The following is a 17,819-nucleotide window of genomic DNA, read 5'->3' on the forward strand; positions in this document are numbered from 1 at the left end:
CCCAACAGCGTGTCCAGCCTGCCGGCCACCCGGGTCCCTCGTTCCCCTCCCCTTGCGGGGCGGTACTAGCGAGACCGCATGACCAGCGGACTGAGTAGCCAGTGCTCCACATCTATGAGCAGCCATCCAGCGAACATTCGCCGCTGATGATGGCCACCGACTGTCCCCCTGCACGAGTGCAGGCCAGGCAGCCGATTGGTGCTCCTTAGAAAGGAGGTGATCCAGCCGCACCTTCCGGTACGGCTACCTTGTTACGACTTCGTCCCAATCGCCGGCCCCACCTTCGACCGCTCCCCCCCTTGCGGGTTGGGCCACGGGCTTCGGGTGTTGCCGACTTTCGTGACGTGACGGGCGGTGTGTACAAGGCCCGGGAACGTATTCACCGCAGCGTTGCTGATCTGCGATTACTAGCGACTCCGACTTCATGGGGTCGAGTTGCAGACCCCAATCCGAACTGAGACCGGCTTTACGGGATTCGCTCCACCTCACGGTATCGCTGCCCTCTGTACCGGCCATTGTAGCATGTTTGCAGCCCAAGACATAAGGGGCATGATGACTTGACGTCATCCCCACCTTCCTCCGAGTTGACCCCGGCGGTCTCCCATGAGTCCCCACCACCCCCGAAGGAGCGTGCTGGCAACATGGAACGAGGGTTGCGCTCGTTGCGGGACTTAACCCAACATCTCACGACACGAGCTGACGACAGCCATGCACCACCTGTCACCCACCCACTAAAGGAACCCCCATCTCTGGGGGGGCATGGGCGATGTCAAGCCTTGGTAAGGTTCTTCGCGTTGCGTCGAATTAAGCAACATGCTCCGCCGCTTGTGCGGGCCCCCGTCAATTCCTTTGAGTTTTAGCCTTGCGGCCGTACTCCCCAGGCGGGGCGCTTAATGCGTTAGCTACGGCGCGGAATCCGTGGAAGAACCCCACACCTAGCGCCCAACGTTTACGGCGTGGACTACCAGGGTATCTAATCCTGTTCGCTCCCCACGCTTTCGCTCCTCAGCGTCAGTACAGGCCCAGAGCACCGCCTTCGCCACCGGTGTTCCTCCCGATATCTGCGCATTTCACCGCTACACCGGGAATTCCATGCTCCCCTACCTGCCTCTAGCCTGCCCGTATCGAATGCAGACCCACGGTTAAGCCGTGGGCTTTCACACCCGACGCGACAAGCCGCCTACGAGCTCTTTACGCCCAATAATTCCGGACAACGCTTGCGCCCTACGTATTACCGCGGCTGCTGGCACGTAGTTAGCCGGCGCTTCTTCTGCACCTACCGTCACGTTAGCTTCGTCGGTGCTGAAAGGGGTTTACAACCCGAAGGCCGTCATCCCCCACGCGGCGTCGCTGCGTCAGGCTTCCGCCCATTGCGCAATATTCCCCACTGCTGCCTCCCGTAGGAGTCTGGGCCGTGTCTCAGTCCCAGTGTGACCGGTCGCCCTCTCAGGCCGGTTACCCGTCGTCGCCTTGGTAGGCCATCACCCCACCAACAAGCTGATAGGCCGCGAGCCCATCCCCAACCGAAAAACTTTCCACACACATCCCATGCGAGAGTGTGTCACATCCGGTATTAGACCCAGTTTCCCAGGCTTATCCCAGAGTCAGGGGCAGGTTGCTCACGTGTTACTCACCCGTTCGCCGCTCGAGTACCCCCGAAGGGGCCTTTCCGCTCGACTTGCATGTGTTAAGCACGCCGCCAGCGTTCGTCCTGAGCCAGGATCAAACTCTCCATCAAGGTCCAACGACCACCCAGGGGGCGAACCCCAGGCAGCCAAACCTCACGAAGGAATCCGAAGATCCCAGCAAAGCAATCCCGAAAGATCGCTTGCCTCAAAGAAATCCCCACCCCGAACCACAAGGCCCGGAGTGCGGGGCGATCAGACAAACTTGCCTGATCGATAAAGGCACTGGCTTTTAACACGCTGTTGAGTTCTCAAGAAACGGACACCCACCGCGCTCCACCCGCTCTCGCGGGCCTCGCTCCGGGGCAACCCTTCAACCTTACCAGGATCTTCGCTCGTGTCAACCGGCCCGTTCGGATCGATCTCGTGAGCGTGCCCGCCCACCGTACGAGGACGCGGACGACGAGACGTCGTCCGACGTGATCATTCGGTGGAGTCCCACGGGCCGTCCGCCGTGTCCGGCGTCCTGCATCCCGTTCCGGGCTGACCACACCAGAGTAACGCGGTCCGAAGCATGCTTCGAACGGTTTTCCTTCGGTGGCCTCCCCGGGGCCGTCCGCCGTGACCGGCGTCCCGCATCCCCTCGGGGCAGGAAGAACATTAGGTACTCCCCGAGGGGTCGTCAAATCGGAGCGTCCCGCGACCCGGGCGGGTGCGGTTTCAGCTGGCGCGGGGCGTCTTCGCGGGCGGCATCTGGCTGAACGGGGCCATGCCGGCGAGCTTGCCGCCGTCGATCGGCAGAACGGAGCCGGTGATGAAGGACGCGGCGTCCGAGCACAGCCAGACGACGGCCTCCGCGACCTCGGAGGGCGCGCCGATGCGGCCCATCGGCATCGCGCGGGCGGCCGCCGCCTGCGCCTGCTCCCCCGCGCGTTGCAGCTGCTCGGTGAGGATGGGCCCCGGCGCCAGGGCGTTCACGCGAATCCCGGCGTCCGCGTAGTCGAGGGCGGCGGTCTGCGTGAGGCCGATGAGGCCGAACTTGCTGCTGACGTATCCCGCGAGTCCGCCTACTGCCTGGAGTCCGGCGGTGGACGACATGTTGACGATGGCTCCCCCGCCCGACGCGAGCATCGCGGGGATTTCGTAGCGCATCGCCAGGAAGACGCCGCGCAGGTTGATGGCGAGGGCGCTGTCGAAGTCCTCGACGGCGACGTCCGCCAGGCGGGTGGGGCGGTGGCCTCCGCCGGCGGCGTTGTTGAACGCGGCGTCGAGGCGTCCGTAGGTGTCGAGGGTCTCCTGGACGAGCCGCTCGACGGCTCCCGCGTCGCTCACGTCGGTCGGGACGGCCAGGGCGCGGCCGCCCTCGCCGGTGATCTCAGCGGCCAGCGCCTTCAGGGCGTCCGCGTCGCGCGCCGCGAGGACGACGGCGGAGCCGGCGCGGTGCAGGGCGCGGGCGGACGCGGCGCCGATGCCGCGGCTCGCTCCGGTCACGATCGTCACGCGGCCGTCCAGCGGGCGGTGCGTCGGGGTCGAGGTGTTCACGGCGGACCTGCCTTCGGCTAGTATTCGTTGGACAGACAGTAAATCCAAACTTAAGGTCGGTCAAGGATGTCGCCCCGCCCCTACCGCTCGGACCGGCGTACCGCCGCGGCCGAGGAGACCCGCCGGCGCGTCCTCGCGGCGGCGCGCGAGCACCTGTCCGGGCCCGCGGTCACGCGCGTGTCTGTGGACGCGGTCGCCAAGGCCGCGGACGTGTCGCGGCAGACCGTCTACAACGCGTTCGGGTCCAAGTCCGGCCTGCTGGAGGCGCTGTTCGACTCGCTCGCCGAACACGCCGGGCTGTCCCTGGAGGCCGCCTTCACTGCGGACGACGCTGACACAGCGTTCGCCGAGTTCTGCAAGGCGTTCTGCAGTTTCTGGGCGTCCGAACGCCCGGTGGTGCGCAGACTGCGCGGCATGGCGGTACTGGACGACGACCTGGACGAGCTCCTGCGCGCGCGAGACGAGATGCGCAAGGCGGGCCTCACGAGCCTGTTCACCCGCTTCGAGGGCGAGGAGCCGTCCCCGGACGTCCTGGACGTGGCCTGGCAGCTCACGAGCTTCGAGTCCTACGACCTGCTCGCCGGACGCGACGGCGACGCGGCGCGCAGCACCGAGGACGTCGCCCGGATCGTCGCCGGTGCCGTCGTGTCCGTCCGTAAGGGCTTGTCAACCGGCGCCTAGCAAAGCGGGCGACAGCCCTAGGAGGGCGACTTGCCGGCGGAGATGGCGGCTATGCGCCCGTGGGCGTCGAAGCGGACGGCCAGTTCGCTGCCGTCGACCATGTCCCCTGCCACGACGTCCGGGCCCTCCTTGTAGGTGGTGCCATAGCGGGCGATGTAGCCCTGGACGATGAGCTTGGGGTTGGCGGGAAACACCTCGGCGGCGGTCATCAGCAGGCGTGCGGAGGCGATGTGGCTATAGGTGGCCTCGGGAATCTGCGGATCGTCCAGGTGGATGTAGGCCGAGCCCTTGCCGTCGTTGATGCGGCATGACCAGCAGCCGTTTCCGCCGAGGATGTCGGCCGCGCCTAGGACCATCGTGGTCGCGGCCTGGGCCGGGTTGGGGAACGCGGAGAAATCGATGTGGCCGGTAGTGAGCTCGACGATCCCGTACTGGGAGCCGTAGTCGTAGATGGCGCGCAGCGGGGCGATGAACGGGTCGTCCCAGGAGAAGTTGGGGTTCGCCCACGACCAGAGCCAGGTCTGGCTCAGGTGGGAGAAGCTGCCCATGCTCGTGACGCCGCCGAGGACCGTGTCCGGCCCCGAGAGGGTGCGCTCACGCAGGTTGAACTGGCGGTCGGCGTTGCCCAGGAACTGGTTCAGCACGTCCTGCCGGTGGATCACCGCGGCGGACGACCGTCCCGCGAAACTCTCGAAGGCGTCGCTGTAGCGGGCGAGTGCGAGGGGTTCTTCGATGCCTGGCATGCGGCGTGATCTTAGCCAGGTGTCAGGGCCGTGTCAGCGGAACGTCAGCGCGGTCCCGGGCGGTGACGGCGGCATGTCAGGCAGGGGGACGAATGTAGAGGTCACGGACGGCGTCCCGGCGCCGTCGTGATGGCGCGGCGGGGGGTTCGACCGTCGTCGCGGGAACCTCTGGAGGCTGCTGATGAGTCAGGTGATACGGGCGGAAGGGCTGCGCAAGCGGTTCGGCGAGACGCGGGCGCTGGACGGCGTGGACCTCGCCGTCGAAGAGGGGACGGTGCTCGGCGTCCTCGGCCCGAACGGCGCGGGCAAGACGACGGCCGTGCGGGTCCTCGCGACGCTCGCGAAGCCGGACGAGGGCCGCGCGGAGATCTGCGGCTACGACGTGATGCGGGACGCGACCCGCGTCCGGGCGCTGATCGGGCTGACCGGCCAGTACGCGTCGCTGGACGAGGAGCTGACCGGCCGGGAGAACCTGGTCATGATCGGCCGGCTGCTGGACCTGCCGCGGGCCGAGGCGCGTGCGCGCGCGGCGGGCCTGCTGGAGCGGTTCCGGCTGAGCGACGCGGCGGGCCGCGCGGTCAAGACGTACTCGGGCGGCATGCGGCGCCGGCTGGACATCGCGGCGAGCATGATCAACCGGCCCCGGGTGGTGTTCCTGGACGAGCCGACGACCGGCCTGGACCCGCGGGCGCGCGGGGAGGTCTGGGACACCGTCCGGGAGATGGCGCTGGACGGCGCGACGGTGCTGCTGACCACGCAGTACCTGGAGGAGGCGGACGCGCTCGCGGACCGGATCGCGGTCTTCGACCACGGCCGGGTGATCGAGGACGGCACGCCGGCCGAGCTGAAGGCGCGCGCGGGGCGGCAGACCCTCGTCGTCCGGGCGGCGGAGGTGTTCCGCACCGAGCAGCTCGCCGCGATCGTGGCGGAGCTGACCGGCGAGCGGCCGGAGGTCCGGCTGGACGCGGGCCTGGTCACCGCGCCGGTGACCGACCCGGGCGTGCTGCGCGCTGTGGTGCAGCGCCTGGACGAGGCGGGCCTGGTGGCGGCCGAGGTGGCGCTGCGGCTGCCGAGCCTGGACGAGGTGTTCCTGAGCCTGACCGGACACGCGGCGGACGCGGCCGGATCCGCCGCCGAAGAGCAGCTTGAGGGGAGCGTCCGATGACGACCATGACCACGATGACGGGCACGACGGCGCACGACGCGCTGCCGCCCGCGCGGATCAGCCTGCGGCGGACCGTCCGGCACAGCCTGACGCTGGCGTGGCGGAACATCGCCCAGCTGCGGCACTCGCCGGAGAAGCTGATCGACGTGACGCTGATGCCGCTGGTGTTCCTGGTCCTGTTCCTGTACGTGTTCGGCGGAGCGGTCGCCGGGAGCACCCATGCCTACCTGCAGCAACTGCTGCCGGGGCTGGTGGCGCAGATGGCGATGTTCGCGACGATGGGCCTCGGGACGGCGCTCAGCGAGGACATCCGCAAGGGCGTGTTCGACCGGTTCCGGAGCCTGCCGATCGCGCGGTCCGCGCCGCTGATCGGAACCGTCGTGGGCGACACGGTGCGGTTCCTGACGGTCGTGGTCGTGCTGTCGGTCGCGGGGACGGCGCTGGGGTTCCGGTTCGGCTCCGACCCGCTGCGCGTGCTGGCCGGATTCGCCCTCGCGTACGTGTTCTACCTGGCGTTCTCGTGGATCTCGGTGATGGTCGGGCTGATCGCGCCGTCGCCGGAGACCGTCCAGGGGCTCGCGTTCATGTTCGTCATGCCGCTGACGTTCGGCAGCAGCGTGTTCGTCGCGAACACCAGCACGATGCCGGGCTGGCTGGAGACCTGGACGAAGATGAACCCGGTGTCGCACCTCACGGACGCGCTGCGCGCCCTGCTCGTCGGAGGTCCCGTGGGGAACCACGTCTGGATCACGCTGGCCTGGGCCGTCGGGATCGTCACGGTGACCTTCCCCATCGCCATGCGCATGTACGCCCGCCGCGCATAGCCCAGTCCTCGCGCGTAGCCCAGTCCTCGCGCGTAGCCCAGTCCTCGCGCGTAGCCCAGTCCTCGCGCGTAGGCCAGTCCTGGCGCATAGCTCCGTCCTATGGCGTTCGTCCGTCCGCTAGCAGCGGGCGGCCAAAGGCCATTCGGGGGTCAAGGCGTTAGGGCGAGGGCGTCTTCCGCAGTGGCGGCGCGGCCTCGCTCGTACGCCGCGTCGAAGGCGTCCTGGCCCAGGACGGGCAGGATCGCGTCCATGACGCGGCGGCGGTCGTAGCCCTGCTTGTCGCGGAAGCCCAGGACGGAGTGCGCGGTGCCGAGGAGTTCGGCGGCGCGTTCGTGCTCGCCGCGCGCCATCGCGAGTCCGGCGACGCCCTCGACCACCGCCGCGATCGTCTGGCTGACGAGCATCGCCTTCGGTTCGATGGACCGCAATGCGCGGGTGTGCCATTCGGCCGCGCGCACGAGGTCGCCCTCCAGCGCGTACAAGGTGCCGAGCTTGCTGTACGTGAGGGGCCCGGCGCTGTGGAAGTCCGCGCGGGCCATACGGGGCTCGGCCAGCTTCATAGCCTGATCGACCGCTTCGCGTGCGGCGGCCAGATCGCCGTCGCGCATGTGGAACTCGGCTTCGGTGATGTAGCCCGTCGTCGCGTCCGCGTACTCGCCGATGCGGACCGCCGCGCGGACGCCTTCGGCCAGGTCCCGGTAGGCGCGTTCGGTGTCGCCGAGTTCTGCTCGTGCGCGCGCGAGCTGGATGAGCAGGATCGAGCCCTGGTCCGGGTTGACGCCCTGGGCGGCGTACCGGCGGGCCTCCTCGCCGTACCGGAGGGCCTCCTCGGGCCTGCCCTGGCTCATCGAGATCTGGACCAGGACGATCAGGGTGATCCCCATGCCGAGCCGGTCGCCGAGGTCCCGGAAGCCCTCGTAGGACCCGCGGGCGCGCTCGTAGGCGCCGTCCACGTCGCCGTCGTGCAGGCTGCTGAAGATCAGCATGGTCGTCGCGATCGCGCGGATCCACGGGTCCGGATGGCCGGTCAGCTCGCCGAAGCTCTCGGTCGCGCGCTCCACCTCGTGCAGGAACAGCTGCGAGGCCGGACGGGCGATCACCGCCATCGGGTGCCGCGGCCGCTCGGGCAGGAAGCGCAGCAGGTCCGAGATCGTCTCGCCGAACAGCTCGGGCGCGGGCCCGTGCTCGCCGGACCGCGCGACGACCGAGCCGGTGAACGCGCAGATCGCGTACTGCTCGCTGAGGCCGGGCGGCGGCTCGTCCCCGGCCAGCTCGTGCACGGCGGCGGCCCAGCGGCACGCCTCCCGCTCCAGGTCGCGCATCAGCCAGTACCAGACCAGCGCGGTGACCAGCCGCAGCCCGGTCACGACGTCGCCCGCCTCGATGACGGTCTGGAACGCCGCGTTGTGGTTCTCTCGCTCGGCGGTGAGCCGCTCCACCCACAGCAGCTGCTCGTTCCGGCGCAGCTCGGGTTCGGCGCGCTCGGCGAGCTCCAGGTAGTAGGCGGCGTGCGCGGCGCGGACGGCGCCGGTCTCGCCCGATTCGTCCAGGCGCTCGCGCGCGTACACGCGGACGGTCTCCAGCAGCCGGTAGCGCGGCTCGGCATCGCCGTCGGCCATCACCAGGGACTTGTCCACCAGGGACGCGACGACATCGACGACATCGATGAACTCGTCCGCGGAGCCGGAGCCGGAGCTGGCGCCAGCGCCGAAAGCGGGCGGGTCGGTGGCGCAGACGCGTTCGACGGCTTCGAGGGTGGCGCCTCCGGCGAACACCGAGAGGCGGCGGAGGACGCGGCGCTCGTCGTCGTCCAGCAGGTCCCAGCTCCAGTCCACGACGGCGCGGAGCGTGCGGTGCCGGGGCAGGGCGGCGCGGCTGCCGCCGGTGAGCAGCCGGAACCGGTCGCCGAGCCGGGCCGCGACCTGCGCCGGGGTGAGCGCGCGGAGCCGGGCGGCGGCCAGCTCGATCGCGAGCGGGATGCCGTCCAGCGCGCGGACGATCTCGACCAGGTCGGCGACGTTCGCCTCGTCCACGGCGAAACCAGGACGGACGGCGGCGGCGCGGTCGGCGAGCAGGCGGGTGGCGGCGTGTTCGAGCGCGGTCGCCGGGTCCGCGCCGACGGGCGGCAGGGAGAGCGACGGCACCGGGTACAGGGTCTCGCCGGTGATACCGATCGGTTCGCGGCTGGTCGCGAGCACGCGGGCCTCGGGCGCGGCGGCGAGCACCCGGTCGGCCGCGGCGGCGACCCCGTCCAGGACGTGCTCGCAGTTGTCCAGGACGAGCAGGGTGCGGCGGGTGGCGAGCAGGTCGGCGAGGCGGTCCAGCGGGGGCGGCGCGGTGCGGCCCTCGGCCGGGCGCAGCAGGTCGGGGACCTCCAGGGCGACGAGCACGGCCTGCGCGACCGCGTCGCCGGACCCGCCGGACGCCATCGGGGCGAGCGGGATGAACCAGACGCCGTCCGGCAGGCGGTCAACGAGCGGCGCGGCCGCCTCGGAAGCCAGCCGCGTCTTGCCGGCGCCGCCCGGCCCGGTGAGGGTGACGAGCCGGGATTCGGCGAGCATCTTGCCGAGCTGCCTGACCTCCTCGTCCCGGCCGACGAAGCTGGTCAGGCCGGCGGACAGGTTCGTCCTGCGTTCGGGAGCGGCCGGCGCGGGCGCCGGCCGCGCGGGTTCAGCGGGCTCGACCTGCGGTTTCGCGGCGGGCTCCGGTGCGTCCCGGCGGAGGATGGACAGGTGCAGCGCGGCCAGCTCGGGCGCGGGATCGACGCCGAGGTGCTCGGCCAGGTGCTCGCGCGTCTCCTCGTACACGCGCAGGGCGTCGGCCGGACGGCCCGCCGCGTTCAACGCCTGCATGAGCAGGCACCGGACGCGCTCACGCAACGGATGCGCGGCGGCCATCGCTTCCAGCTCTGGCAGCAGCGAACCCGACTCCCCTAGCGCGAGTTCGGCCTCCATACGGTCTTCTGATGCTGTGAGGCGCAGTTCCTCTAGGCGGGTCGCCCGTGCGTGCGCGAAATCAGCGTCCGCTACGTCGGCCAGAGCCGGGCCACGCCACATGTCCAAGGCTTGACGAAGCGCAACGGCCCGCTCGGACGAGGACGTCAGCGTGCGCGCGGCGGCCACGGCGCGCTCGAACGCGACAGCGTCCACGGACGCGGGATCGAGCGCGAGGCGGTACCCGGCCGGACCGTGCTCGATCAGGTCCCGGCCGGTCAGGGCGCGGAGCCGGGAGACCAGGGCCTGGAGGGCGTTGCCGCCGGGCGGGGCGCCGTCCCACAGGTCGTCCAGCAGGCGGGCGGCGGACACCGGGCGGCCCGGTTCCAGCGCCAGCCGGATGAGCAGGGCGCGCAGCCGGGGCCCGCTGATCTCGACGGGACGGCCGGACGCGTCCCGCGCCTCCAGCGGCCCCAGTATGCCGATCCGCGCACCTGCCATGCCTGCATTCTCCCCCACCCGGGGCGTCCGGATCATCCATGCCGAAAGGGACGTTTGATGCGGACGGGACGGGTAGGGCCGGTACATGGATCTGACTTTCCTCAAACCGCTGTACGCCGGGTCCGGTCCGTTCGCCTCCCTGTACCTGGACCTGACCCGCACCACCGAGGACGCGGCGAAGGCCGCCGAGCTGCGCTGGCGGGCGCGCCGCGGCGAGCTGGCGGCGCAGGGCGCCCCGGAGGCGGACCTGCACGCGCTGGAGGCCGTCGTCATGGAGGACCTGCGGGACCGCCGCTCCGAGGGGCTGGTCGCGTTCGCGACGGACGGGAAGGTCGCCTACCTCCGGCGGATGGACCGGCCGCCGCGCGCCGAGCAGGCCCGCTGCGCGCCGCTGCCGCACGTCCTGCCGCTGCTCGCCGAGCTGGGCGAGCGGTTCCCGTACCTGGTCGTGGCGGTGGACCGGCGCGGCGGGAAGATCACCTGCTTCGCCCCGGCGGACGGCCCGGACGCCGCCGCGGACCCGCCACCGCAGGTCGTCGAGGTCGCCGGGGACGAGGAGTACCCGATCCACAAGCCCAAGGGCGGCGACTGGAACCAGTCCCGCTACCAGCGGGCCGTCGAGGAGGCCTGGAAGGCCAACGCGCGCAAGGTCGGCCGCAAGGTGGAGGCCCTCGCCCGGCGCTGCGGGGCCGAGCTGGTCATCCTCGCCGGCGACCCGCACGCGCGCTCGGCCGTCCTGGAGGAGCTCGGCGAGAACCTGCTCGCGCACACCGTCGAGACCGACCGCGGACCGGACGGCGCCGGGATGAAGGCCGAGGTCGCGCGGATCCTGGAGCTGAAGCGCGCCGAGCGGATCATGCGCGTCGCGGAGCGGTTCGAGCGGGAGCTGGCGGCCGGGCGGCGCGCCGTGACCGGGCTGCCCGCGACGGCCGAGGCCGCGTTCGGCGGGCGCGTCGAGTCCCTCCTGCTGGACGAGGACCCGAACGCGCCGACCCGGCTGTGGGTGGGCCCGCGCCCGCACGAGATCGCCGCCTCACCGGACCGGCTGCGCGAGCTGGGTGTCGAGGAGCCGGCCGAGGAACGCGCCGACGCCGCCCTGATCCGCGCGGTGGCGGCGACGGACGGCGACCTGACCATCCTCCCGGCGATCACACCGCAGGCCGAGCTGGGCGTCGGCGCCGTCCTGCGCTACTGACCGCGCCGTCCTGCGCGACTGAACCAGAGGGGAAACGCGAGAGGGGCCGGTGTCGCCACCGGCCCCTCTCGTTCGCTGTGGAGCTATGGGGATTCGAACCCCAGACCTCCTCCATGCCATGGAGGCGCGCTACCAACTGCGCCATAGCCCCGCGTCGAGCCCGCCAGGGAGTGTCTCCCGGGCGACCTGCAGGGAAAAGCTTAGTGCATGCCGCGACCGCTTCGGACCAACCCGGACCAGCCGCCGGGACGTCCGCGGACGGGCGGCTCAGCTCCAGCGGAGGGGTGGCTCAGCTCCAGCCGAGGCGGTCGGCCACCTCGTCGGGGGCGTAGCCCTCCTGGCGTCCCTCGCCGATCCAGACCATGCCGTCGGCCTCGGCGATCGCGCCCACGGTGAGCTCCTGGGGCATGCGCGGCTGGGTGGCGAGCCGCACCTCCATCTCGGGCGGGTACCGGCGCAGCGCGTCGATCAGGTCGGCGACGGTCACCTCGCGCCGGGCTCCCCTGCGATGTCTTCCCATGGACGGTAATGAAACCATCCGAGTGGGAGTGATTTGGCCGCCTGTGTCCGATTTTACGAAGCCCGGGACAACGAAAGAGAGCGGCGAGCACTGCTCGCCGCTCTCCGGGTTGTGGAGCTATGGGGATTCGAACCCCAGACCTCCTCCATGCCATGGAGGCGCGCTACCAACTGCGCCATAGCCCCGTGCGACTGCGATGGACGTTCATCCCCGCAGCGCTCCGCCAGCATATAGGACCGGCGGCGTTCAGACGAATCGAATAACCCGCTGGGCGCGACCGCCGAGCCGGTCCCGGCAGGACGGATTCACCCGGTCAGGCGCGGTCGTCGCTGAGGACGGGTTCGGGGAGGGTGCCCGCGTTGTGCTCGGCCAGCCGCCAGCCGCCGTCGCGCAGTTCGGTGAGCACCGACCAGGAGCAGTTCGACAGGCCGCCGAGGCAGTCCCACACGTCCTCGGGGAGGCCGAGCAGGTGCGCGATGCCGAGCCGCAGCGCCGCGCCGTGCGAGGCGACGACCAGGACGCCCTCGGGGTCGAGCGCCGCCGCGTGCCGCTCCAGCGCCGCGCCGACGCGCTTGGCGACCTGCGCGCTGTTCTCGCCGCCCGGCGGCTCCCAGCGGGCGCGCTCGGCCGGGAAGCGCTCGCGGATCTGCTTGGCGGTCAGGCCCTCCCACTCGCCGCCGTCCCGCTCCACCAGCTCCGGGTCGTACTCCACCGGCAGGCCGGTGAGGTCGGCGAGGGTCTGCGCGGTGTCGCGCGCGCGCACGAGGGTGGACGCCACGAGCGCCGTCGGGTTCAGCGCGGCGAGCAGACCCGCCGCGCGGTGCGCCTGCGCCACGCCCGTCTCGTCCAGGGGGATGTCGGTCCGGCCCTGGAAGCGCTGCTGGACGTTCCACTCCGTCTGGCCGTGCCGCCACAGGACGAGCCGCCGGCGCCCGGGGACGCGCGGGGCGGGCGCCGCCTGCGCGGCGCCGGACCCGGGGGCCGCCTGCGCGGCGTCCGGTCCGGGGGTCTCACTCACCGGGGACCGCCGACCGGCCGCGCTGCGCCATGTGCGCGTTGACGTCCTCGGGCAGCTCCATGGTCGGGCAGTCCTTCCACAGCCGCTCCAGGGCGTAGAAGGTGCGCTCCTCCTCGTGCTGGACGTGCACGATCACGTCCGCGTAGTCGAGCAGCACCCAGCGCCCCTCGCGCTCGCCCTCGCGGCGGACGGGCTTGGCCCCCGCCTCCTCGCGCAGGCGCTTCTCCACCTCGTCCACGATCGCGTGGACCTGCCGGTCGTTGGGGGCGGAGCACAGCACGAACGCGTCGGTGATGACGAGCTGCTCGCTCACGTCGTAGGCGATGATTTCGTCGGCCAGCTTGTCGCCCGCCGCCTCGGCGGCGAGCCGGACCAGCTTGGCGGCCCTTTCGGATGCGGTCACGGTGCGCTCGTGATCCTCCCTGTGGGGGTGGTTTCCGGGCACAGCCTCTCACGGCGGGCACCCGGGGTCCCCGGTGTCGTCCATCCGTACGGACGGGCCGGGACGGCCCGCGACGGTCTCTCCCTTCCAGGGTATGGGGCGCGGGCCACCGCTTTTCCTGCCCAGGACGAGGGATTCCGCACTCGTCCCCGGCGATGACTCGCGGACGGGCCCCGGTCGCGCCGAACGGGGCCGGATGCGCCGCACGGGCCCCGACCGCGCGGGAGAGGGGGGTCAGGACGGGTCGCGGTAGAGGTCGCGCTTGTTGATGTACTGGACGATGCCGTCCGGGACCAGGTACCAGATGGGCTCGCCCGCGCGGACCCGGTCGCGGCACTCGGTGGAGGAGATCGCCAGCGCCGGGACCTCCATCAGGCTGACCCGCCCGTCCGGCAGGCCGGGGTCGGTGAGCCGGTGCCCGGGCCGGGTGACCCCGACGAAGTGGGCCAGCTCGAACAGCTCCTCGGCGTCGTGCCAGTCGAGCATCTTGGCCAGGGCGTCCGCGCCGGTGATGAAGAAGTACTCGTTGTCGTCGCCGTAGAGGGCGTGAATGTCGCGGAGGGTGTCCACGGTGTAGGTGGCGCCCTTGCGCTCGATGTCGATGCGGCTGACCGAGAAGCGGGGGTTGGACGCGGTGGCGATCACGGCCATCAGGTACCGGTCCTCGGCCGGGGTGACCTGCTGGTCGGGCTTGTGCGACGAGAGGCCGGTGGGCACGAAGACCACCTCGTCCAGCGCGAAGAAGTGCGCCACCTCGCTCGCGGCCACCAGGTGGCCGTGGTGGATCGGGTCGAACGTGCCGCCCATGATCCCCAGCCGCCGCTTTTGCGTCATGCCGACGAGAATAGCCAGCGCCGCAAACCGCCCCAACGCCGGGCCTGCGGCGCGGGACCAGGCGCGGGGCGGGGCGGGTCAGGTGAGGCCGGGGAGTGGGGGTGCGCCCTCGTTCCACAGGACGACCCGGACGGCCTTGCCGACCTCGACGCGCGGGACGTCCCCCGCGGGCAGGACGGCGATGTCGGCGTGCAGGCCCAGGTCGGCCTTGAGGAGCCGGACGAGCCGGTCGGACGGGTCGTCCTCCCCGGCGGCCTCGCAGGCGACGACCAGCCGGACCGCGGCCTCCGCCCGGCGGTCGACGACGATCTGGTAGTGCGGGCCGACCAGGCCGGAGCCGAGCAGGACGCGCTCGATCTCGCTCGGGTACACGTTCACGCCCCGGACGACGAGCATGTCGTCCGCGCGGCCCATGACCTTGCTCATGCGGACGAGCGTCCGCCCGCAGTCGCAGTCCCCGCGCGTGAGGGACGCCACGTCGCCGGTGCGGTACCGGACGAGCGGGAGGGCCTGCTTGGTCGGCGTGGTGAAGACCAGCTCGCCGGGCGTGCCGTCCGGGACGGGCTCGCCGGTCGCCGGGTCGACGGCCTCGACGATGAAGTGGTCCTCGTTGACGTGCAGGCCGTCCTGCTCCAGGCACTCGGTCGCGACGCCGGGGCCGATGATCTCCGAGAGGCCGTAGATGTCGAGCGCCTTCACCGGCAGGACGGCCTGGATCGCGGCGCGCAGCTCCTCCGACCAGGGCTCGGCGCCGAAGATCCCGGCCTTGAGGGACGACACGTCCGCGCCGGCCTCGGCCGCCGCCTCGCCGAGCCGCAGCGCGTACGCGGGCGTGCAGGTCAGGATGTCCGGCTTCAGGTCGGCGATCATGCGCACCTGGCGCTCGGTCATCCCGCCGGACATCGGCACGACGGTCGCGCCGAGCTTCACCGCGCCCTGGTGGATGCCCATGCCGCCGGTGAACAGCCCGTAGCCGTAGGCGTTGTGGACGAGGCTGCCGGTGTCGGCGCCGGCGCAGGCCAGCGACCGCGCGCACATCGAGGCCCAGAGGTCCAGGTCGGCGCGGGTGTAGGCGACGAGCGTCGGGCGGCCCTTCGTGCCGGACGACCCGTGCACGGCGGCGACCTGGTCCTGCGGGACGGCGACCATGCCGAACGGGTAGGCGTCCCAGAGCTGCTGCTTGGTGGTGAACGGGAGGCGGGGCAGGTCGTCCAGGTGGACGTCGGAGCCACCTTCGATGCCGGCCTCGCGGAGCCACCTGCCCTGCGGGCCGTCCGCCGCGAGCAGCCGGTCGATCATCCCCCACAGGCGGTGCCGCTGGAGCGCGGCGCGCTCGTCGACGGACATCGCCTCGGCCTTGGGGTCGAACATGCGCGCCTCCCTCGTCCACCCAGAGTGAAGCGCGTCACACGCTCCGGGCGCAAGACGTTACTGACCGGCCGTTCGGTAAGTCCAGTCCCGGGGGCGAACGGTCGTGGCGCGGAGGTGGCGGGCCAGTGTCGGACGCGGCGTCCGGGAACCCCCGCACCTCGGCGATCGTCGGACGTACCATGCCGGATATGACGACCAACACACCGGACCGAGCACGAACGCGCTTCCCCGGGATCAGCTCCCGGGCCTACGAACACCCCGCTGACCGCTCGGCGCTGGTGGCGCTGCGCTCGCTCACGGGGTTCGACGTCGTCCTGCGCAAGATGTCGGGGCTGTTCAACGAGCGGGCCATCCGGCTGACCTTCCTCGGCGGGGCCGTCCGCGCGGGCGAGGACCAGTTCCGCAACCTGCACGACATGGTCCGCGACGCCGCCTACATCCTGGACCTGCCCGAGGTCCCCGAGGTGTACGTCACGCAGGACCCGCGCGCCAACGCGATGGCGATCGGCTCCGACCACCCGTTCATCGTCGTGACGACCGGGCTGCTCGACCTGCACGACGACGAGGAGCTGCGGTTCGTCATCGCGCACGAGGTCGGGCACATCCTGTCCGGGCACGCGGTGTACCAGACGATGATGATGATCCTGATGCAGCTCGGGTCGCGGCTGGCGTGGCTGCCGCTCGGCAACATCGGGATCGCCGCGATCATCATGGGGCTGCGCGAGTGGTTCCGGAAGGCCGAGCTGTCGGCCGACCGCGCGGGCCTGCTCTGCGGGCAGGACCTGGAGGCCGCCAAGCGCGTGATGATGAAGCTGGCGGGCGGCACCCGGCTGGCGGAGATGAACGCCGAGGCGTTCCTCGCGCAGGCGCGCGAGTACGACGCCGCCGGCGACGTCCGGGACGGCTTCCTGAAGTTCCTGAACCTGCTGAACCAGTCGCACCCGTACTCGGTGATCCGGTTCGCCGAGATCGACCGGTGGGCGCGCAGCGGCGAGTACGAGCGGATCCTCGCCGGCGACTACCCGCGCCGCGACGACGACTCCAGCGCCTCGATCACCGACGAGGTCAAGAACGCGGCCAAGTCGTACCGCGAGTCCTGGGAGAACAGCGCCGACCCGTTCGTCGGCAAGGTGCGCGACATCGCGGACGCGGCGGCGAACGCCGCGGGCGGCCTCTTCGACCGCTTCGGCCGCCGTGGCAACGGGGGCAACGGCGGTAGCGACACCACGTCATCGAACTGACGTCGTCACGGTGACGGGCCAGAGCGGCCGTCGCGCGGGGGCGCGACGGCCGTTTCGCATTGGGCGCGGGCAGTGCGGATCAGGTGAGGTCGAAGAAGGCGCGCATGTCGGCGGCGACGGCGGCCGGCTCCTCCATCATGACGAAGTGGTGCGTGCCGGGGTTGCCCTCGCCCCAGTGGACGATCTCGTTGGTGCGCTCGGCGAGGCGGCGGATGCCGGGCGCGCCGCTGTAGGTGCCGGACGGGACGTCCTTCTGCCCCTCCGGCCAGGACATGTCCTTGCCCTTGTTGTAGTACGACCAGGCGGACGTCCCGAACGAGCGCGTGAACCAGTAGAGGCTCGCGTTGGCTAGGAACAGGTCGCGGTCGATGGCGTCGAACGAGCCGGTGGCGAAGTCGTTGAACTTGTGCGCCATCCAGGCGAGCGCGGCGGTCGGCGAGTCGTCCCAGCCGTAGCCGAAGGTCTGCGGGGCGATGCGGTTGACGTGGTGGTGGTCGAGCACTTCCGACCCGGCCCACTGCTGCATCAGGTCGTACTGGGCCTTCTCCTCGGGCAGCATGTCCGGGACGTCCTGCTCGGTGGGGAAGCCCAGGCCGCTGATGATGTACACGCCGGCCACGCGCTCCGGGGCGATCTTGGCCATCTCGGGGGCGACGTAGGCGCCGAAATCGCCGCCTTCCACGCCGTACCGGTCGTAGCCGAGGCGGCTCATCAGCTCCGTCCACATGCCCGCGATGCGCGCGGCGTTCCAGCCGGTGTCGCGCGGCGCGTCCGAGAAACCCATCCCCGGGACGCCCGGGACGACGACGTGGAAGCCGCGCTCGGTCAGCGGCCGGATCACCTCCGCGAACTCGACGAACGAGTTGGGCCAGCCGTGCGCGAGGAGGACCGGCAGAGCGTCCGGGTCGTCCGAGCGGACGTGCAGGAAGTGCACGTCATAACCGTCGATCTCCGTGACGAACTGCGGGAACTCGTTGAACCGCGCCTCCTGCGCGCGCCAGTCGAAACCGGTGCGCCAGTACTCGGCGAGTTCCTTCATGAACTCGACGGGCACGCCGCGGTCCCAGCCGTCCCCCGGCAGTTGCCGGCCCCATCGCGTGCGCGCGAGGCGGTCGTTCAGGTCGTCGATGTCGGCCTGCGGGACGTCGATGCGGAAGGGACGGATCTCATTGCTGCTCATGAGG

At 71.1% G+C, this 17,819-nt stretch carries 14 protein-coding genes, 2 tRNA genes and 1 rRNA gene; 5 read left to right on the forward strand and 12 right to left on the reverse strand.

What is annotated here, in order from left to right; all coding sequences use genetic code 11:
• Positions 1 to 209: 209 nt before the first annotated feature.
• A 16S ribosomal RNA gene (locus tag FHU30_RS45005) occupies positions 210 to 1,738 on the reverse strand.
• A gap of 607 nt (positions 1,739 to 2,345) precedes the next feature.
• Positions 2,346 to 3,167 (reverse strand): SDR family NAD(P)-dependent oxidoreductase, encoded by an 822-nt coding sequence (locus FHU30_RS45010; RefSeq protein WP_253883863.1) that lies wholly within the window; start codon positions 3,165 to 3,167, stop codon positions 2,346 to 2,348.
• A gap of 66 nt (positions 3,168 to 3,233) precedes the next feature.
• On the opposite strand from FHU30_RS45010, the gene FHU30_RS45015 reads away from it, so the two are divergent.
• Positions 3,234 to 3,848, forward strand: a complete 615-nt coding sequence (locus tag FHU30_RS45015; RefSeq protein ID WP_253883864.1) for a TetR/AcrR family transcriptional regulator — start codon at positions 3,234 to 3,236, stop codon at positions 3,846 to 3,848.
• 17 nt (positions 3,849 to 3,865) lie between these two features.
• Here the strand turns inward: FHU30_RS45015 and FHU30_RS45020 are convergent, their stop codons facing one another.
• Positions 3,866 to 4,591, reverse strand: a complete 726-nt coding sequence (locus tag FHU30_RS45020; protein WP_253883865.1) for a DUF6882 domain-containing protein — start codon at positions 4,589 to 4,591, stop codon at positions 3,866 to 3,868.
• Positions 4,592 to 4,772: 181 nt separating this feature from the next.
• On the opposite strand from FHU30_RS45020, the gene FHU30_RS45025 reads away from it, so the two are divergent.
• Together FHU30_RS45025 and FHU30_RS45030 are read left to right on the forward strand one after the other, a co-directional pair.
• Positions 4,773 to 5,756: an ATP-binding cassette domain-containing protein gene (locus FHU30_RS45025; protein ID WP_253883866.1), complete on the forward strand. Its 984-nt coding sequence runs from the start codon at positions 4,773 to 4,775 to the stop codon at positions 5,754 to 5,756.
• Positions 5,753 to 6,580: an ABC transporter permease gene (locus FHU30_RS45030; protein ID WP_253883867.1), complete on the forward strand. Its 828-nt coding sequence runs from the start codon at positions 5,753 to 5,755 to the stop codon at positions 6,578 to 6,580. The genes FHU30_RS45025 and FHU30_RS45030 overlap by 4 nt, the downstream gene beginning before the upstream one ends.
• A 149-nt stretch (positions 6,581 to 6,729) precedes the next feature.
• On the opposite strand, the gene FHU30_RS45035 is transcribed toward FHU30_RS45030, so the two are convergent.
• The gene (locus FHU30_RS45035; protein ID WP_253883868.1) at positions 6,730 to 10,014 is read right to left on the reverse strand and encodes an AfsR/SARP family transcriptional regulator; all 3,285 of its coding nucleotides are present in this window, start codon (positions 10,012 to 10,014) and stop codon (positions 6,730 to 6,732) included.
• An 85-nt stretch (positions 10,015 to 10,099) separates the two neighbouring features.
• Between FHU30_RS45035 and FHU30_RS45040 the strand changes: the two genes are divergently transcribed.
• Positions 10,100 to 11,209, forward strand: a complete 1,110-nt coding sequence (locus FHU30_RS45040; RefSeq protein WP_253883869.1) for a baeRF2 domain-containing protein — start codon at positions 10,100 to 10,102, stop codon at positions 11,207 to 11,209.
• 78 nt (positions 11,210 to 11,287) lie between these two features.
• Here FHU30_RS45040 and FHU30_RS45045 read toward each other — a convergent pair.
• The 7 genes from FHU30_RS45045 to FHU30_RS45075 form a co-directional block, all read right to left on the reverse strand.
• Positions 11,288 to 11,360 (reverse strand) — tRNA-Ala (locus FHU30_RS45045).
• A 138-nt stretch (positions 11,361 to 11,498) separates the two neighbouring features.
• Entirely contained in the window at positions 11,499 to 11,729 is a 231-nt protein-coding gene (locus FHU30_RS45050) for a hypothetical protein (protein WP_253883870.1), read from the reverse strand.
• Positions 11,730 to 11,841: 112 nt separating this feature from the next.
• A tRNA-Ala gene (locus tag FHU30_RS45055) sits at positions 11,842 to 11,914 on the reverse strand.
• Between the two features lie 128 nt (positions 11,915 to 12,042).
• Positions 12,043 to 12,645, reverse strand: a complete 603-nt coding sequence (locus FHU30_RS45060) for a histidine phosphatase family protein (protein WP_253883902.1) — start codon at positions 12,643 to 12,645, stop codon at positions 12,043 to 12,045.
• A 94-nt stretch (positions 12,646 to 12,739) separates the two neighbouring features.
• Positions 12,740 to 13,150: a ribosome silencing factor gene (rsfS, locus tag FHU30_RS45065; protein ID WP_253883871.1), complete on the reverse strand. Its 411-nt coding sequence runs from the start codon at positions 13,148 to 13,150 to the stop codon at positions 12,740 to 12,742.
• A 273-nt stretch (positions 13,151 to 13,423) separates the two neighbouring features.
• Entirely contained in the window at positions 13,424 to 14,023 is a 600-nt protein-coding gene (gene nadD, locus FHU30_RS45070) for a nicotinate-nucleotide adenylyltransferase (protein WP_253883872.1), read from the reverse strand.
• A 78-nt stretch (positions 14,024 to 14,101) separates the two neighbouring features.
• The gene (locus tag FHU30_RS45075; protein WP_253883873.1) at positions 14,102 to 15,394 is read right to left on the reverse strand and encodes a phenylacetate--CoA ligase family protein; all 1,293 of its coding nucleotides are present in this window, start codon (positions 15,392 to 15,394) and stop codon (positions 14,102 to 14,104) included.
• Between the two features lie 188 nt (positions 15,395 to 15,582).
• On the opposite strand from FHU30_RS45075, the gene FHU30_RS45080 reads away from it, so the two are divergent.
• Positions 15,583 to 16,635, forward strand: a complete 1,053-nt coding sequence (locus FHU30_RS45080; protein ID WP_253883874.1) for a M48 family metallopeptidase — start codon at positions 15,583 to 15,585, stop codon at positions 16,633 to 16,635.
• A gap of 79 nt (positions 16,636 to 16,714) precedes the next feature.
• Here FHU30_RS45080 and FHU30_RS45085 read toward each other — a convergent pair whose 3' ends face one another.
• Complete coding sequence (locus FHU30_RS45085) at positions 16,715 to 17,815, reverse strand: epoxide hydrolase family protein (RefSeq protein ID WP_253883875.1); 1,101 nt, start codon at positions 17,813 to 17,815, stop codon at positions 16,715 to 16,717.
• Between the last annotated feature and the right edge of the window lie 4 nt (positions 17,816 to 17,819).

The organism is Actinomadura rupiterrae (assembly GCF_024172125.1).
In the GTDB taxonomy this organism is placed as follows: Bacteria; Actinomycetota; Actinomycetes; order Streptosporangiales; family Streptosporangiaceae; genus Spirillospora; species Spirillospora rupiterrae.

Excerpts from the sequence above, each read along its gene's own strand:
- FHU30_RS45015 (WP_253883864.1), top strand. The coding sequence starts at position 3,234 with ATGTCGCCCCGCCCCTACCGCTCGGACCGGCGTACCGCCGCGGCCGAG.
- FHU30_RS45020 (WP_253883865.1), bottom strand. The coding sequence starts at position 4,591 with ATGCCAGGCATCGAAGAACCCCTCGCACTCGCCCGCTACAGCGACGCC.
- FHU30_RS45025 (WP_253883866.1), top strand. The coding sequence starts at position 4,773 with ATGAGTCAGGTGATACGGGCGGAAGGGCTGCGCAAGCGGTTCGGCGAG.
- FHU30_RS45030 (WP_253883867.1), top strand. The coding sequence starts at position 5,753 with ATGACGACCATGACCACGATGACGGGCACGACGGCGCACGACGCGCTG.
- FHU30_RS45035 (WP_253883868.1), bottom strand. The coding sequence starts at position 10,014 with ATGGCAGGTGCGCGGATCGGCATACTGGGGCCGCTGGAGGCGCGGGAC.
- FHU30_RS45040 (WP_253883869.1), top strand. The coding sequence starts at position 10,100 with ATGGATCTGACTTTCCTCAAACCGCTGTACGCCGGGTCCGGTCCGTTC.
- FHU30_RS45050 (WP_253883870.1), bottom strand. The coding sequence starts at position 11,729 with ATGGGAAGACATCGCAGGGGAGCCCGGCGCGAGGTGACCGTCGCCGAC.
- nadD (WP_253883872.1), bottom strand. The coding sequence starts at position 14,023 with ATGACGCAAAAGCGGCGGCTGGGGATCATGGGCGGCACGTTCGACCCG.
- FHU30_RS45075 (WP_253883873.1), bottom strand. The coding sequence starts at position 15,394 with ATGTTCGACCCCAAGGCCGAGGCGATGTCCGTCGACGAGCGCGCCGCG.
- FHU30_RS45080 (WP_253883874.1), top strand. The coding sequence starts at position 15,583 with ATGACGACCAACACACCGGACCGAGCACGAACGCGCTTCCCCGGGATC.
- FHU30_RS45085 (WP_253883875.1), bottom strand. The coding sequence starts at position 17,815 with ATGAGCAGCAATGAGATCCGTCCCTTCCGCATCGACGTCCCGCAGGCC.